The following is a 16493-nucleotide window of genomic DNA, read 5'->3' on the forward strand; positions in this document are numbered from 1 at the left end:
TTGGTTGAGGCTTAGCTCATTTCTATAAGCGGCGTAAACCCCACATTAAATACAAACCGCCAATGAGAGACGCCATAAGCCCTGTTGGTATTTCTTGCGGGTAAAGGACCTGTCGTCCCAACCAATCAGCCAACAACATCACCCCTGCCCCCAGTATCGCGGCGCATAACATGTGTTGTGACGCTTTGTTAAAACCAAATAAGCGAGCTAAATGCGGAGCCAACAACCCAACAAAGCTAATCGGGCCAACAACCAATGTCGCACTGACCGTGAGACAAGCAACTAAAAGAAGCAGTATTGCGCGTGAACGATCAACTCGAATTCCAAGTGCTTTAGAGGAAGCGGCACCGACAGGAAGAATATCTAGCCATCTTACGCAGAGAAAACTCAACCCTATAAAGACAAGCGCAGATAAAGACAATGGGAGTAACGTTTCAACCGAGACATAGTAGGTAGACCCAGACAACCAAGCCAATGCTTGATAACTTCTTGGGTCACCAGTGGCTAGAATAAAGCTCTGTATTGCATTCATCAGTGCGGTTATCGCAATACCAGTCAACAAAATACGCTCCGGCTGAAAGCCTGACTTACGGTTTAGCAGCACAATGACTAATACCGTCGCTAATGCGCCTACGAGCCCGCCTAGAGAAAGAGTGAAAATTGACGAACCAAACCCAGTAAACATCGCGATGATCAATCCCATCGCTGTCCCTGAACTGATACCGATCACTTCAGGACTTGCCATTGGGTTTCCACTTAGGCGTTGAATCATGGTTCCAGCAATCGCCAACATTGCCCCCGCAATTGCTGCTGCAAATAATCTAGGTGCGCGCCATTCCAAAAAAATCCAATTTTGGCTAGCAAATAAGTTTGTCCACCCTTCATTTTGCACAGCAACCGTGGCAAAAAGGACAACGGAAATTAACGTACCGATCAACGCCAATGAGATCGCTTTAGGGTTTAGCTTGTAAACATGTTGACGGTGTCGAGTTAACACTGTTTGAGTATGGCCCTGCGTCTTTTGTGATAAACGAGGTAACAGCCATAACAGTAACGGAGCGCCTAATGCAGCCGTTGCTGCTCCCGTTGGTATAAAACTCGCCATTAGCCCTGGCAGTTGCTGAATAACCAAATCGGTTAAAGTCAATAACATGGCACCAATTAGCATTGATACCCAAAGCTTATGCTGGACTTTATTGATACCTATCAATCGAGTAATCGCTGGCGCCGCTAACCCGATGAAACCGATGATTCCTACGGCAGAAACCACCCAAGAAGTGATTAACACCGCAAGCCCAAGACAGACAAAACGCAACTTAGCTAGCGAGACACCTAAACTCTTGGCACCTTGCTCAGAGAGTTCCAACAGACTTAACGGCTTTGCAATCACAAATGCAACGACCGTAGCAAGTGCGATTCGAGGGGCAAGATACGAGAAATCTCCCCATCCACTCTGAACAAGCGAACCGGCTCCCCATATCATTAACCCATTCAGCTTTTCGGTATTCATCATCAGAATAACCGTACTTAATGATGCAAAGTACAGGTTTATCACTAACCCAGAAACGACGACAACCGTTGGAGATAACGCTCGTCGCCATGACAACAGCATCACCAACCCCATCGATATCACACCGCCGATGAGAGCAACCAAATTAGGCGCGATATCCAACATCCAAGGTGCGAATAGCGTAGCTAACATCAAAGCAAAACTTGAACCGCTCGCCACACCAAGTGTCGTGGGTGAAGCGAGAGGGTTACGCAGCACTTGCTGCATCAATACCCCAGCAACCGCTAATCCAGCACCAGATATAATCGTGGTGAAGACTCGAGGCCACCAGCTAAAGTGAAGTAAAACAGAATCGATAGATTGAAAGTTAGGCTCCCATAAACTGATTAGAGTCAACGAAAATGAGCTTACTTGGTACAATTGGAAAGCACCAATAAAAAAGGTAAATGCCGAAAGTAACACCACAAAGCTTAAAGGCATCGTTTTCATTGTGTTAACTCCTCGACCTTACTCGCCGTAACTAACTCTGCGAAACGGAGAGCTGAAGGCATAGAACCAAAACTCCAAACGGGTGCGACTTGCATGACCTTTTCACCAGATTGTTGAACAACATATTGCCAAAATGGGTCTTGAGAGAGCTGCTCCGCTCCACCGTAAGGTAATGGCTCTACGATAACAATTTGAGCTTTTATGCCAGCTAACTTGTCGATGCCAACTAGGCTAAAGCCCCAGCTATTCGTCTTTTCATTCCATGCATTACTCAGCCCAATCTTTTCGATAGCCTGAGAGTAAAGACTATTTTGACCAAAAACACGAACGTGCTTCGTATCCATAAACTGAATCATTAAAAGCGGCGGCTGGTCTTTGTTTATGCGCTGTTTTAATAAAGAGAAACGTTTTTCATATTGTTGGATAAGCGCCTCTGCTTCCGCTTCTCTTCCCAGCTCTTCACCAAACCTCCGAGTGAAACGAGTAAGTACCGACCAATCTGTGATCCCGCTTTCATATAAGTCAATCGTGGTAATGGGGGCAATATCGACTAAACGATGCTTCATTGAGGAGAAGTACGGGGCAATAAAAATACGGTCAGGTCTGAGCTCGTAAATACGCTCTATATTGGGTTGAGTTCTTAACCCTACATCCTTAGTTTGAGGTGGTAACGGTGGCGATTTTACCCAAGCATCGTAATCTTGCCCTTGAGCGACGCCTACGGGCACAACCCCTAACGCCAACATCGTTTCAGTTTGTGTCCAATCAACCGACATCACCCGAGGTGATGCGTCAGCTAGTGCTTGAAAAGAACTGACCAAAAGCGCACTAAGTGAGAGAGCGAAAGAGAAATGTTTAAGTCGAGTGTTTGTACTGCTCATTATTCCAACCTTTAGCTTGGCATCGCCACCGGGTAACCCGCAGGGTGGTCAGAGATCATCATCTCTATCCCATATATGTCCCTCAACTTAGGTTCAGTAAACACCTGTTCAACATTGCCTTGTGCAATCAAATCACCTTGATGTAATGCAACGATGTAGTCGCAAAATCGTGCAGCCAAGTTGATGTCGTGTAATACGATAATAACGCCCAAGCCCAGTTCTTGACTGAGTTTAGAGATAAGCTTCAACATATCGACTTGATGGCTGATATCTAGCGCAGACAAAGGCTCATCAAGAAGCAAATACTCGGTTTTTTGGGCTAACAGCATAGCTAGCCACACACGTTGACGCTCTCCTCCAGATAACGTGTCCACTAAGCGATCTGCGTATTTTAGTGTGCCTGTCATCGCCATTGCTTCTTCAACAATGTCGTGATCTTTCTTACTCAAACGTCCAAGTAAACCATGCCATGGATAACGACCAAAACCGACTAAATCTCGACCTAAAATACTGTCGGTCACCGGAAGATGCTGAGGCAAGTAGGCAATGTGTTGGGCAAACTTTTTCGCTGAGAGATCGTTAATGCTCGTTCCATGCAGAACCACGTCACCAGCGGTGTATGGCTGTTGCTGTGCCAGCAACTTTAACAATGTGGATTTTCCTGAACCATTGTGTCCAACAAGAGCGTATGTTTTTCCGGGTTCAAATGTCACATCAAACGCTTTTAGCAATGACTTGCCTTCAATCTCAAACTGGAGTGCTTTAGCTTCCAACATCCCTACTTCACCTAATAGCCATTTACGAATAACAGTTATTCAGAGCTCTCATTCGTTGATCACGTTTGCCGTTCTTATTCAACAGAACGATTAATAAGGGAGGTTTTATATAACAACAAAGATACAAATGCAAACCGTTGTCATTATCATTACATCAACAAGATCATTGAGAGAATTGCTAAGTGTTAGTGATAATTTGCTCTGCTGAACTTCATTAGTAAATTATAGGCAGGTCAACGAGAGCAGCGGTCTCCCACTGCTCTCGCATAAATTTGAACGAATACTGCAGCGTATGAAGAAATGAAAAATGCCGCAGTGAATACATTAATGACGAGCGTCAGCGCCAAACTCTACTTCTTTATAGATATCGGCCAGCGACTTTTTACCTTGTTTGTCTTTGGCTGAACGCTTTTTCTTAGTTTGATAATGGTATTCTTGCTCCTGAAGTGCTTGTTCGTGCTCTTTTGCTGACTCAACAAACTCAGGATTTGCAAGTGCTTGTTGGCGTAAGCGGTTTACTCTTTCAAGGGTTTCCCACAACATACTTCACCTCCAAACTTATTACTGTATATAAAAACAGTATTGTTTAAATATTCCTCCTCGTCAACATTTCAACTTTGTTACTGCTCTTCACATTAACCCCAAGCCTGTATAGTGCTCGGGATATTTGTGGATGATTTGCTTTATATAACCTTGATGCTCTCGCAGAGCATCAACACATTCTCGAGATAACCATCCCTGATATACCCATTTTTCAAGTTCTAACAATGCATATGGGATGGACCACGCTTGTCTGTACGGATGGTGCGTCGTCATAAAATCAAAGGCATTCGCGACAGCCGTAATTTGCGCGGCGATTGGTATATCATCATTGGTTAAACCATAAGGATAACCAGTGCCATTTAAGTTTTCGTACTGATAAGTAACCATCTGCAAAAACAAAGTCACACTCGGGTGAACCGGATTTCCGATACGGGCAACTATGTCATCCGCTGAATCGATACAACGCTCAATATGTTGAATCAATATCGCCTCTTGTTCTTGAGAGTAATTTGTTCGGCGGCTAGCAATTTCAACTGGCAGCTGACTATCACCGAGCGCATGGAACTGAGCAAAAATACCAATATCTTCGACCATTTCGTCATTCAGGTGATAACGATCCGCTAACTGCGTTGCGATAATTTGACTGTAGTACTTCATGCGTTTGGTATGCGCGTAATACTCAGGTGAATATCCTGGCATCATACATTGCATTCGGTTCGCTAGCGTTTCTATCGCATTGACTACTTGAGTTTCTGATTCAACCGCAAATCGAATCATTTCGAAATAAGGTTTAAGACCATTCAGCGCTTCTAAACTAAACGCATCACGTTGAGTGGAGTTCAAAAATACAAAACCAGTAAAAGCTTTATTGTCATAACAAGGAATAGCAGCCGACGACTGATATCCGTGTTTGAGTAAAATTTGAACCCGAGGACAGTGCTTAATATCATGAAGGTCTTCGACGATACGAGGAACCGCGTTTTTAGAGGCAATATTGAGGTGGTGGAGTTTACGGAATGCTGATTCGTGATGGGCTAAACACCAAGTGTCGAACTCACTTTCTGCAAATGATTTGAGCACATCTTGGTCTGGGTGATATTTTGCAAATGACACCCTATCAATACATGGCAAGTGCGCCTGCATCCTGCCTTTTAGCGTTTGCAGTTGCTCGTTAAGCGGTTTTGCAAACGGGTAAAAACTCCGGTGCGCCATGCTTCACCTCCACACCAAAGCAGAGAAACAAGAAAAGCTCATTGTGTTGCAAATTCAATGGTATTTTGAGCGGTTTTCTCCACTTAAATTATCGATATACCACAACTTAAGTGTACGAAATAAAAGCACATTTCTACCAATTTTTTCACCGGATATCTTACGGTAATTTGATCCAGATTAAAAAAGCCAACGAGCGAAACTCGTTGGCCTAACAATACTGATTGATTACGATGGATTCAGTAACTAGAAGTTATTCAAAGAACGTTCTAAACAACTAGCCTAGAGCAGGAAGAACACCCAGCGTAATTAACACCTGAGCGAATACGATGCCAGTGCCAGCGATGCCCGTTATCACTAACGCACCTTGACCACCTGCGACGCGGTACTCCCCAGTAAAATCATCCGATTTACGAACCTTGATCACCATAACCAAAGGCAAAAAGATGGCTAAAATCGCTAAGGCAATCGCTGCATAGCCCAAAGCCATAATAAAGCCTTGAGGATAGAAAAGTGCGAAGCCTAGCGGTGGAGTAAACGTCACTAGTGCCGCAATCAAACGATTAGGCTTATCGTTACTTCCTTTGATGGTATCACCCAAAAATTCGAATAGACCCAAACTCACGCCAAGGAACGATGTCAACAATGCCAAGTCAGCAAACACACCAACAATGCTACCCAAATTTGATTGGTGTACTGTCTGAGATAGTTGACCAATCAGTGCGCTCAACCCTCCGTTCTCAACAAGCGTACTTTGGCTAACCACACCCAACGTCACGATTTGCCAAAAGATATAAATAACGAGTGGAATCGTCGAACCAATAATAACGGCTTTGCGTAAAGAAGAAGTGTCACCGTCTAAGTAATTCACAATTGCAGGTATACTTCCGTGGAAACCAAACGAAGTAAAGATCACCGGAATCGCCGCTACAACAAGGCCTTGTTCGATTGGCATACTTAACAAGTAAGATTCCGTAACGTTTGGAGCAAGAAAAGAAAGCACCGCAACCATCGCAATGAGCTTCATCGCGAACAGAACTCGGTTTACTTTATCGACCGTACCGGTACCCACTGTCACAACTAAAGTCACAATCAAGGTAAAGATTATCGTTGATGTAGGCCCTGAAATATCGAGGTCAAACCATTGTGCAAGGCGGTCTCCGAACTGAGCACCACCGCCAGCGATATACGCTGCACATAATGAGTAGAAAAGAAACAACATCGCAAAACTTGCCACCCACTTGCCTTTTTGACCTAGGATCTGTTTCGCCAAAGTATGAAGTGTAGCACTACTCTCCGCATGTTGATGAAGCTCAAGCATAAGCAAGGCAGTGAAAGCCATCAGAGCCCATAAGCCTAGCATGATGATAATAGAAGTTGAAAAACCAATGCCGGCAGAGGCAAGTGGAAGCGCTAGCATACCAGCGCCTATTGTAGTGCCCGCAATAATTAGCGTACTACCGAATACTTTAGAACGACTCATTGTATATTAATCTTTACACTTTATTAGAAATTATCAGTATTAGATCGGGCAACGGCGGACCGAAACCAACACCATATTTGTATTGCCGTCGATATTGTAGGATCTTTAGCAGAAGATCAAGCAAAGTGTAAGGATAAAAAACCACACATGTAAACTATAATTTACACCTTACTGATATTTAACAATAACTGTGTGCATTCTTCCCTGTTCATGAACTTGGGAACAGGGTAATTCCAGTGCGCCTCTTTCAGAATTAAATCAACAAGCGCATCAGCATCTTCACGTTGAATGAGCGCACTGGTTTGCTCAATATCAATAGTTGAAAACAAGGACTCCAGATTCGCCAAAAAATGCTGAGCACTTGCGTTACCTAACTGCCCCTCGGCCGTCAACTCATCGAGCTTTCTTAGTTGAGGCTCAATCTCTGATAATGAAAAGCGCAGCACAGGCAACAAGGCTAATCCGTTTGCCATACCATGAGGTATTCCATATCTCGCACCGAATGTGTGAGCAAAGGCATGAACATAACCCAAACTCGCTTTGGTAAATGCTAAACCCGCGTAATAGGATGCCATAGCCATTTTATGACGAGCTTCGACATCATCCCCTTGCATCACAGCCCTAGGAAGATATTTAAAAATGAGTTTAATAGCGGCAACCGAATAAGCCATCGTTTCTTGAGTAGCGTTTTTCGATACATAGGCCTCAATAGCGTGGGTTAATGCATCAACGCCAGTATCAGCCGTGATCTTAGGAGGTAAACCAATCATTAAATTCGCATCTAAAGCTGCCATTAGTGGCACCAACTTTGGATCCATTAAAGGGGTTTTAATGTGTGAGGAGGGATCTGACACGACCGCAGCGATAGTAACTTCACTTCCGGTTCCAGCCGTTGTTGGAATAGCAAAAAGCGGTGCTGGCATTCGCCATACCTTCAATAGTCCAGCTAATTTTTTTATTGGCCGTTTATTGGTAACTTTCGCAGCAATAACTTTTGCACAATCCATTGCAGAGCCGCCACCCAAAGCTAATATGCCCTCACAATGAAAACGATGATAAGCCTCTAGACCGCTCTCAACCTGATCATAGGTAGGATCGGGCTTAACTTGCGAGAAAACATCTAACTGTAAATCGAGTTGTGCTGCTGCCTCAAGCACCTTATCTACAATACCGACTTGGACTAACCCTTCGTCGGTAACTAACAAAACGCGTTTAAATCCCAGCTCGGTCATCGATTCTAATAGCTCATTCATCGAACCAGGGCCGGAAAACAAGGTTGGTCTCGGCATAGGAAGGATATGGGCTGCCATTTTTAACCCTGCGGTGTAAGTCCGATATAAACGATGCTTCAACATACGAAATCCTTTTCATTTAGAGCTATCATTCTAGCTACTTTTACTACCTATGCTTACTTTGCAATCACACATTTTCAATAAACTTATCTCACTAAAAGGGCTAGCATCGCTGGGAAACCGTACCATTTTATTATCTTTCCTCAACGACATGAGCTACAGAGAAAATGTTTTCAACGACGCTCTATTGTCATGTAGTTAGCAAGCTGCTTTCCCTATTACTCTGTTAGTTACAGAGCAAGCCTCGAAGAAGTCTTCTTATTTTTTGCCTTCAAAAGCAACAATATGAATTCTGTTAATCAGACATCAATACCGTGTGTCTCTGGTTGAGCCCGAACACGATCTACAAAAATAAAAATAAGAATGCGTTACATCATGATTTATTGTCGTTTTCAAATAAGTCAACAAGAGCAACAATAATCTTTCAAAACTTATACTTAGTTCAAATATCTGACTCTTAACCATGAGCTTCAGGTGATATTATTATGCAACTAGGATTATTATCCCGCCCATAATCAAAACTATGTCTAAACGCCCACCTTTTTGGGGTCTATTCGCTGTCGTACCCAATTTTTCCTATCACCTTCTGATTTGGGTTTAGCGTGGGCTAATTAGCAATGTCGGTATAAACCATGAATCATTCTTGCCATTCCCATACGGACATGGGCTTTGAAGTCGATCTGAAACAAGCACTTATCTGGGTTGCTCGAGCACTCGACTATGTCGGTGTTGATGATACGCACCATAGCCATCGTGTCGCTTACATAGCTTACCAATGTGCTCGGGTCATGAACTGGGAACCAGAAAAAGCGGAGTTTTGCTACTTCGCAGGGATGATCCACGATTGTGGGGTCTCCGAAACACAAGAACATAAAATGTTACTTGAGGAGTTGGTGCCACAAGATGTAAAAACACATTGCTTAAGAGGATACCGAAGCCTCAAGCAGTGTCGTTTGTTACGTCAGTTTGCTACACCTGTTCTTTACCACCATACACATTGGAGTGAACTAAAATATCTTGATTTACCGCCTTTTGAAAAAGAGGTCGCTGCCCTACTCTATTTAGCCGATCGTCTCGATTTTATGCGTTCCAAATACGTCATGAACTGCCACTGTGACATTGTCACACTTCATGAAGAACTAATTGCAGAATGCATCATGGCAAACGCTGGAACTTTGTTTAATCCAGACATGGCTAAGGCAATGGTTAAGCTCGTTATGACCGACGCATTTTGGTTCGCGATGGAGTCTGAAAATATAGAAACCATCGGATTAAACTTTAAAAGCATTGATTGGCTTCAAAAACAGCTCACCATCCAAGATATGAATAGTTTGGGAATGTTTATCGCTCGAATTGTTGACGCAAAAAGCCCATTTACTTATCAACATTCGCAAAAAGTGGCGGAGTTATCTCGGTATCTAGCCATCAAGCTTGGGTTCTGTGAGCACGACCAAGAGATGTTATTTATTGCTGGGTTGGTGCATGATATCGGAAAGTTAAAAACACCAGATGAGATTCTTCATAAAGAAGGCTCTCTTAATAAACAAGAGTATACGCGTATTAAACGCCATACAATTGATACTCAGCTCGCATTACACAAAGTGTTTCCCAACGCTAAAATAGCGGAGTGGGCCTCTAATCATCACGAGCGTTTGGACGGTTCTGGCTATCCTTATCATAAAACAGGAGACGAACTCGATGTACCATCGCGTATTGTCGCGGTTGCCGATGTTTTTCAAGCTCTGTCTCAGGACCGTCCCTACCGCGGACGAATGGCTCAAGCACAAATCGCCGCGATTATGGGTGCGCAAGTCGCTAAACAAGAACTTTGTCCTGACGTCTATGCAGTACTAGAGCGAAACATGACCGAGTGTTACAAGCTATCAACTAATGTTTAATCGATAAAGGGCGTATCTACGCCCTTTGCTGATTTTATGCTGGTTGCAAACCAATCATTTTGCAATATCAAGTACATTATCTCGCACACCATTGATTCTGAACCAACCTGCAATGCTGAACCGCTCTGCGTTGGTCGGTAAAACCTCATGCGGGAATTGCTCAGATAAGAATAAAAGTAAGCGTCCTGATTGAGGAGGGATGGTAGCTATCTTATTATCATTTAGATCGTAAACCACCAATTCACCTGCATCCTTTTCCTTCCAAGATTCGTTCATGTAAAAAACGGTTGTCAATCGACGGTTTTCATTGCCCTTAAAACAATCTAGATGCTTTTGGTAGAAATCCCCTTCCTCGTACTTGGCAAAGTGAGCTTCATACTCAAAAAGTCCCAGAAACAAGTGACGGTTCACTTCTTGGCGTATTTCTTCCATCTTATCTAAGTAAGAAGTAACCGCGTGCCCCATATTGGGCGATAACCATTGAATTTTGTCACTTCGAATTGACTCAATACGAGTCACATCGTCATTACGACCAATACGCGCTTTTTTCCAGTTACTTGGAATGCAGTCTCGTAATTGAGCCACTTCTTGTTCAGAAAGAAAATCATCCCAGATGTAGTAGCCATGGGTTGCTAACGCATCGATCATTTTATCCATTATTGCCGTTCACTCATATTAGTTGGGCGGTCTATATAAAAAATCTTCAACCCCACAACAAATGCGATTTTTTGTCGAAACGACAACAAAATAAAAAGAGAGTAAAAATAGGTGATGACGAATATAAAAATACCGCTCATATGAGCGGCAATATCTTTTATTATTGACGAGCTTCTAATCTGGTTGGATGAACTCGCAACGGACTAAGACGTTTAATAGTCGGGCGTTGTTTGTTTTTTAACTGGATATGACAAAGTTCCAGAATTAAGCCGAATGCCATCGCAAAGTACACATAACCTTTGTTGATATGAATTTCGAAGCCTTCTGCCATCAATAAACCACCTAACAAAACAAGGAATAACAAAGCAAGTGTCTTAAAACCAGGGTAACACGACACCAGGTTATTGATTTTTTCGGCTGTCATGACCATCACGATAGCTGACGAAACAATCGCTGCGACCATAAGTGGGACATCACTTGTCAAACCAACGGCGGTTATCACCGAGTCCATCGAGAATACAGCATCCACGGCAACAATCTGCAACAGAACTACCGCTAAACCAGTGCGGGCGTGAGTTGAGTGAGCCGACTCGTTGTGATTTAACCAACTCCACAACTCTTTCAGGCTTTTAGCCAAGAGGAATACACCACCCGCAATCATGATGACGTCTCTTCCGGTAAACGCTTGGTTCGCCAAAGAAAATAGCGGTTGAGTCAGTTGCATGATCCAAGAGATTGAAAACACTAAACCAATACGAGCAATAACAGCAAGACCAATACCAAGGTTTCTTGCCAGCTTACGTTGGTGCAGCGGCAGTCTTTCACATAAGACAGAGATAAAAACGACGTTATCAACGCCTAAGACAACTTCAAGCGCAAACAAAGTGGCGAAAATAGCCAAAGCTTCTGGTTGCATAAAAAGTTCTAGCATGAGCATGTCTCCAATAATAAGAAGACATATGGTGAAGGGTTTTGTCGACTAAAGGGGTCGTCCATTAATTATTTATACCTTTGTTACTGAGGGATCATGAGTAAATCACCAAACAATCAACAAAACAATATCTATTTTAATTAACAAGGAACAAGTTTAATTCGTGTACAAATCAATCAACTCCTCCAAATTGATTAAAATTACATAGAAGCTTTAGAATTGAATAAATGAAAGCATTAAAGTCCAACAAAACTAAGATAAATTTCTAGACTTATAAGCACCATCAATCCTTATGCAACCCATTAAATGCATTGAGCTCAAAGAGAAACAGGCGTGTTTCCGAGATAAACAATAGTAAAAATTTGTTTCATGCTGATATACTGCCAAAAATCATAAGAAACCATGCTATTTATGGACTACATTGCTCTTTCGCGTATAAGCCTTAAACATCTAACTGTTTTACATATGTTGTTAACCACTCACAGCGTCACACTTGCGGCAGAACGCTTGTGTGTAACACCATCGAGCGTCAGTAAAACGCTCGGACAGTTGCGCGAAACGCTAAAGGATGACCTTTTTTACCGTGATGGCACTCGCTTAGTGCCGACAGCATTTGCGCTGCATATAGGCCCATCAATCCATGGCATACTCTCCAGTATGAATGGGTTATTACATCAAGGCTCTTTTAATCCGGCTTACTATCAAGGTAGTTTTTCATTAGCAATGCGTGAAAGTTCGTTTGAGCTCTTTGCGCCAGTTCTACAGCATCTGTCCCAACAACTGAGCAATCACGCGCACTTGAATGTCCATGCGAAAGAGGAAATGAGCTTCGATGCATTAGCAAGAGGTCAAGTGGATTTTTTGTTGCTTCCTCACGATCTCAGCCAACCACCCACACAAAATAAAGACTTGGTCTGGAAAACCATTTTGAAAGACGAAATGGTTTGCTTAATGAGAGCATCGAACCCACTCGCTGAGCAACCCTTATCTGTTGAAAGTTACCTTTGTGCAAGACACATCGGTATTCATGATAAAGATCTGTCACAACCTTATTTTGAGCAAAATCTCACCCAAAGGCATTCAAAGCGAAACTTGGCCATGCGTGTAGCCGACTTTGGTTCAGCTGCGGTGATGTGTCAGCACTCGGATTACTTGTTCACATGCTCCAAGCTTTGGGCAAGAGCGGCAATGCAAGCAAAAGGTTTGGTTGAACAAGCTCTTCCATTCGATTACGGACAGGTAGCCTACAGCCTCGTTTGGAACAAAGCGAGCTTAAACGATCCCGCTTTAAAATGGTTACAGCAACAATTACTCGACGCCTGCGCCATGTTAGATGCCTGTGATGCTTAAGCATAGATAAACAACGGTACTACGTGAGTACTGTCGGCACGGTGATAGGGTTACTCACGTAGCGTCGGAGCTCTGATTTTAAGCGTTTGATATCATGATGAGAGCACATATCCCAAGTTAACGCCTCCCCCACAACTCCGTGATGTTGAAAGGCATTTAAACGGATAAGCACCGATTCAGGAAGAGTACTCAAGTAACGCCCAATTGCTACGATTTCTATATCTAAATCACTTTTTTGGGGGATATGCAGTAAGCGGACCTCGTACAATTTTTCGTGTTCAACTAGGTATTGAAGGGTTTTAAATACACGATGATTATCACGCCCAGTTAGCCACTGATGCGTCTCCGTCTGCCACGCTTTCAAATCGATCATTGCGCCATCCAGAAAAGGTAGAATACGCTGCCAACCAGCAACCGCTAAAGAACCGTTACTGTCGATGAAACAAGAGAGGTGCCGTAATTCAGGATCTTGTTTTATCCCTTTAAACAGCTCAATAATGAAAGGAAGTTGTAAGGTAGATTCCCCACCGGATACTGTAACACCACTGATGAAAAAGCGATGCTTGCGTATCAAATCGAGCATTGTTACTACAGAGTAGTCAGTAATTTTTGGATTAGATTGGTTCTGACATATCTCTATACAATGATCGCAGTGGGTGCACTCCTCTTTAAGCCAAACAACGTTGTTGTTTTCGTCGAACTTCAATGCGCCTGCTGAACATTCACTCACACACTCACCACAATGATTACAATGGTTTATCGTGTGAGGATTGTGGCAGTTCAAACACTGATAGTTACAACCCTGTAGAAAGATGACTAGACGATTTCCTGGCCCATCAACACAAGAGAAAGGAAGGATACGAGTGACTTTTGCCAAAAGGCTTCCACTTCGTCTAGACATCTTGTTCTTTCCTAAACCGAACTTATGCCTGCGTGTAAGTCGGTGTTACTTCATGACTCACCACACGTGGTGAGCGTTCTAAAATTTTGGTATTTTTTGCTGCTTCTGCACCTAGAAACGTCGTGTTGGTTCTCGAACCTTCTTCATCATATTTCGCGACGTCTGAAAGTTTGATCATGTAGCCTGTCACGCGAATTAAGTCATTTGAAGTGACATTCGCGGTAAACTCACGATAACCAGCATTTAGTGCCCCTTTACATAAATTGAACATCGCTTCTGGGTTAGATTTCACCGTTTCATCAATCGTCAAAATATCGCTGATACCCGCACGATAATGCTGATGATGCTTCGCCGTTGCTTGTACATAAGTGACAGGGTCTAGCTCTGCACCATAAGGCAGACGTACACCTGGCGTAACATCATGATCTAAGCTAATGCCGCCTTGTGCATGTAAGAGCGCTTTGCCATCTAAACCATATTTCACCGGGGTTGAGTCCACCAGTTTAGCCAGTGTTGCTGAAACATCATGAGCAAAAGTATTTGCTCGATCATTTTTTCCGTATCGCCCTATTTGCCCTTCTTTTTCAAATAGAAGGTTTACCGCTTCGGCCATGCCGTAAACGCCATACATTGGCGCGAAATAGGACTCTTTTATCAACCCTTCTTGCGTCAAAAAGCCTTGAAAGAAGTTCGATTTTTCATGCAAGTGCGTGCTTCTTGCGTTTATGAGCTCGACCATTAATCGATGGTAAGAAGGCAACGCATTTAAGAAGTCGTTACAGTCTGATGCTCGTTTTGCAACTTCTTTTAAATTCATTCGCACCAATGTGTTCGAGCCACCTGCTAATGGAAGCGAGTTGTAGCAACTTACAATACCAAAGCGTGAGCCGTTGTAGGCTTTCGCGTGCATTGGGTAATTGGCGATATGCGGTTTACTGCATTCACAAATGTTCTGTGTCGCTTGACGAAGTAAATCATCAGGTGTAACTGTCTCGTCGTACATAAAGGTGAGATTCGGTGCGATCTGCTTGAGCTCCGCATCTACTTTTAAAACAGTGCGACAAATAATGTTGTCTGTCGGTCCGACATTCACATGCATAAACGCATCTGGCAATGTGCGATCCAGCATGATCCAAAAATGTTTTAACTTTTTGTAAATCTGGCTCTCTGTTAGGTCGCCTATGTAAGGCAACAAGACATCATCTAACTGGCCTAAGTAAACCGGAATGTTCGTTACCGAAGGAACATGATGGTAAATGATGGTCAGCATGTTCAACGCATCATCGAAATCATCAGCCGGAGACAACTCTAAATAGTCTGAGCCTTGCGATAGAAATTTAGCGTAATCAGGCAACACATAGCGAGGTTTAAACGGTGCATGACCTTCAAACATATCGCAGATGATGCCTTCATCCATTGCTTGTCTCAGTGATGGAGATACGGTCATGTAAGGAATGCACGCTTCCGCCTCTAAAGCTAAAAAACTCGACTTCTGTTTTGGAGAAAGACGGACGTCGGTCGCGATATCTAGAAAACGTTGTTGTAGTTTAGAAAGGCTTGTCATCTAAGATATTCCTACAAAGTAACCACAAGCCCACAAGACAAAATACGAGCTCTACCCCTAAAGAGTAACGTGATTTTACTCCTGCTTGGCTGTTGCCACTAATGAAAATAAACAAAACGTCTATTTCCATTCTGGAAATAAGACAAAGCTAAATTAGCGCATTCCAACTTACTATATGGGAAAACCTAACTGCGTACCGAAGTCTGTCTTATTTATCGGTTTCCCGTCGACAACATCACGCCAGCACCAATAAATACTCCACCAGTCAAACGATTGAACAACTTCGCTCTTCCAGCGACAAACAACCAATCAGAGGCTTTTACCCCTAACAATGCATAAAATGTTAGCCAGCTAAGCTCAAAAACCACAAATGTAGACGCGAAAATCGCGTATTGAGCCAGTAGCGGTGCGGAAGGTTCAATGAATTGAGGAAACAAAGCGGTGAAAAAGACTATCGCTTTGGGGTTACTAGCGCCAACAATGAAACCACTAGTGAACGCGCTGAACGCTGTCGCGGAACTTTGAGTCGTTGCCGTTTTATTAAAATCTGTCTGAGATGAGCGCAACGCTTGAATACCTAACCAGATTAAATAAGCGGCACCACACCATTTGATAATATTAAAAACTAACTCAGATGAAGCAATGACAACTCCCAGCCCGGTAAATGAGAGCGTAAGGATGATCGTAATCGCAGACAAACTGCCAAGTGCAGTCATGAAAGCAATACGAAACCCACTACTCACTCCTTTACTTAAACACAACAGTGAGCTTGGTCCTGGTGAAGCTGTGAGCACGAGAATGGCAAGAGTGTAAAAAATCCATGTATCTATTTGCATTGGCATCCCTTCCAGCAAAATGAGGTTTATAGCCCATTGTGTATAGAACTATTTTATCGCCCGGTTTCTATCCATGAAGCCGAGGTCTTAATAACCATCTTGCATCTAAATAA

At 43.1% G+C, this 16493-nt stretch carries 14 protein-coding genes; 2 read left to right on the forward strand and 12 right to left on the reverse strand.

The features are described from left to right. Positions 1 to 22: 22 nt before the first annotated feature. From fhuB to R7R24_RS10490, 7 genes are all read right to left on the reverse strand, one after another. Positions 23 to 1999: a Fe(3+)-hydroxamate ABC transporter permease FhuB gene (gene fhuB, locus R7R24_RS10460; protein WP_054579466.1), complete on the reverse strand. Its 1977-nt coding sequence runs from the start codon at positions 1997 to 1999 to the stop codon at positions 23 to 25. Beyond that, positions 1996 to 2880, reverse strand: coding sequence for an iron-siderophore ABC transporter substrate-binding protein (locus tag R7R24_RS10465; RefSeq protein WP_054579465.1), 885 nt, complete (start codon positions 2878 to 2880; stop codon positions 1996 to 1998). Before R7R24_RS10465 ends, fhuB begins: the two co-directional genes overlap by 4 nt. 11 nt (positions 2881 to 2891) lie before the next feature. Beyond that, entirely contained in the window at positions 2892 to 3656 is a 765-nt protein-coding gene (locus R7R24_RS10470) for an ABC transporter ATP-binding protein (RefSeq protein WP_005377721.1), read from the reverse strand. A gap of 324 nt (positions 3657 to 3980) precedes the next feature. After that, positions 3981 to 4199: a hypothetical protein gene (locus tag R7R24_RS10475; protein ID WP_005377723.1), complete on the reverse strand. Its 219-nt coding sequence runs from the start codon at positions 4197 to 4199 to the stop codon at positions 3981 to 3983. Positions 4200 to 4286: 87 nt separating this feature from the next. Continuing rightward, positions 4287 to 5411, reverse strand: coding sequence for an HD-GYP domain-containing protein (locus tag R7R24_RS10480; protein ID WP_053303104.1), 1125 nt, complete (start codon positions 5409 to 5411; stop codon positions 4287 to 4289). Between the two features lie 274 nt (positions 5412 to 5685). After that, a complete protein-coding gene (locus tag R7R24_RS10485) occupies positions 5686 to 6891 on the reverse strand; it encodes an aromatic amino acid transport family protein (protein ID WP_033905238.1) in 1206 nt (401 codons plus the stop codon). Positions 6892 to 7052: 161 nt separating this feature from the next. After that, positions 7053 to 8246: an iron-containing alcohol dehydrogenase gene (locus tag R7R24_RS10490; protein WP_054579464.1), complete on the reverse strand. Its 1194-nt coding sequence runs from the start codon at positions 8244 to 8246 to the stop codon at positions 7053 to 7055. 629 nt (positions 8247 to 8875) lie between these two features. Here R7R24_RS10490 and R7R24_RS10495 point away from each other — a divergent pair. Beyond that, entirely contained in the window at positions 8876 to 10141 is a 1266-nt protein-coding gene (locus R7R24_RS10495; protein WP_054579463.1) for an HD domain-containing phosphohydrolase, read from the forward strand. A gap of 54 nt (positions 10142 to 10195) precedes the next feature. Here the strand turns inward: R7R24_RS10495 and R7R24_RS10500 are convergent, their stop codons facing one another. Together R7R24_RS10500 and R7R24_RS10505 are read right to left on the reverse strand one after the other, a co-directional pair. Further along, the gene (locus R7R24_RS10500; protein ID WP_318119492.1) at positions 10196 to 10798 is read right to left on the reverse strand and encodes a 2OG-Fe(II) oxygenase; all 603 of its coding nucleotides are present in this window, start codon (positions 10796 to 10798) and stop codon (positions 10196 to 10198) included. Positions 10799 to 10958: 160 nt separating this feature from the next. Next, a complete protein-coding gene (locus R7R24_RS10505; protein WP_054579462.1) occupies positions 10959 to 11729 on the reverse strand; it encodes a TerC family protein in 771 nt (256 codons plus the stop codon). Positions 11730 to 12140: 411 nt separating this feature from the next. On the opposite strand from R7R24_RS10505, the gene R7R24_RS10510 reads away from it, so the two are divergent. Beyond that, positions 12141 to 13079 (forward strand): LysR family transcriptional regulator, encoded by a 939-nt coding sequence (locus R7R24_RS10510; protein WP_005377737.1) that lies wholly within the window; start codon positions 12141 to 12143, stop codon positions 13077 to 13079. Between the two features lie 19 nt (positions 13080 to 13098). Here R7R24_RS10510 and R7R24_RS10515 read toward each other — a convergent pair whose 3' ends face one another. From R7R24_RS10515 to R7R24_RS10525, 3 genes are all read right to left on the reverse strand, one after another. Beyond that, on the reverse strand, positions 13099 to 13980 hold the full coding sequence (locus R7R24_RS10515) for a YjjW family glycine radical enzyme activase (protein WP_025998565.1): 882 nt from the start codon (positions 13978 to 13980) through the stop codon (positions 13099 to 13101). A 22-nt stretch (positions 13981 to 14002) separates the two neighbouring features. Next, on the reverse strand, positions 14003 to 15544 hold the full coding sequence (locus R7R24_RS10520) for a YjjI family glycine radical enzyme (RefSeq protein ID WP_005377740.1): 1542 nt from the start codon (positions 15542 to 15544) through the stop codon (positions 14003 to 14005). A gap of 212 nt (positions 15545 to 15756) precedes the next feature. After that, positions 15757 to 16380: a LysE family translocator gene (locus tag R7R24_RS10525; RefSeq protein ID WP_054579461.1), complete on the reverse strand. Its 624-nt coding sequence runs from the start codon at positions 16378 to 16380 to the stop codon at positions 15757 to 15759. Positions 16381 to 16493: the final 113 nt, after the last annotated feature.

Source organism: Vibrio sp. 704, assembly GCF_033339295.1.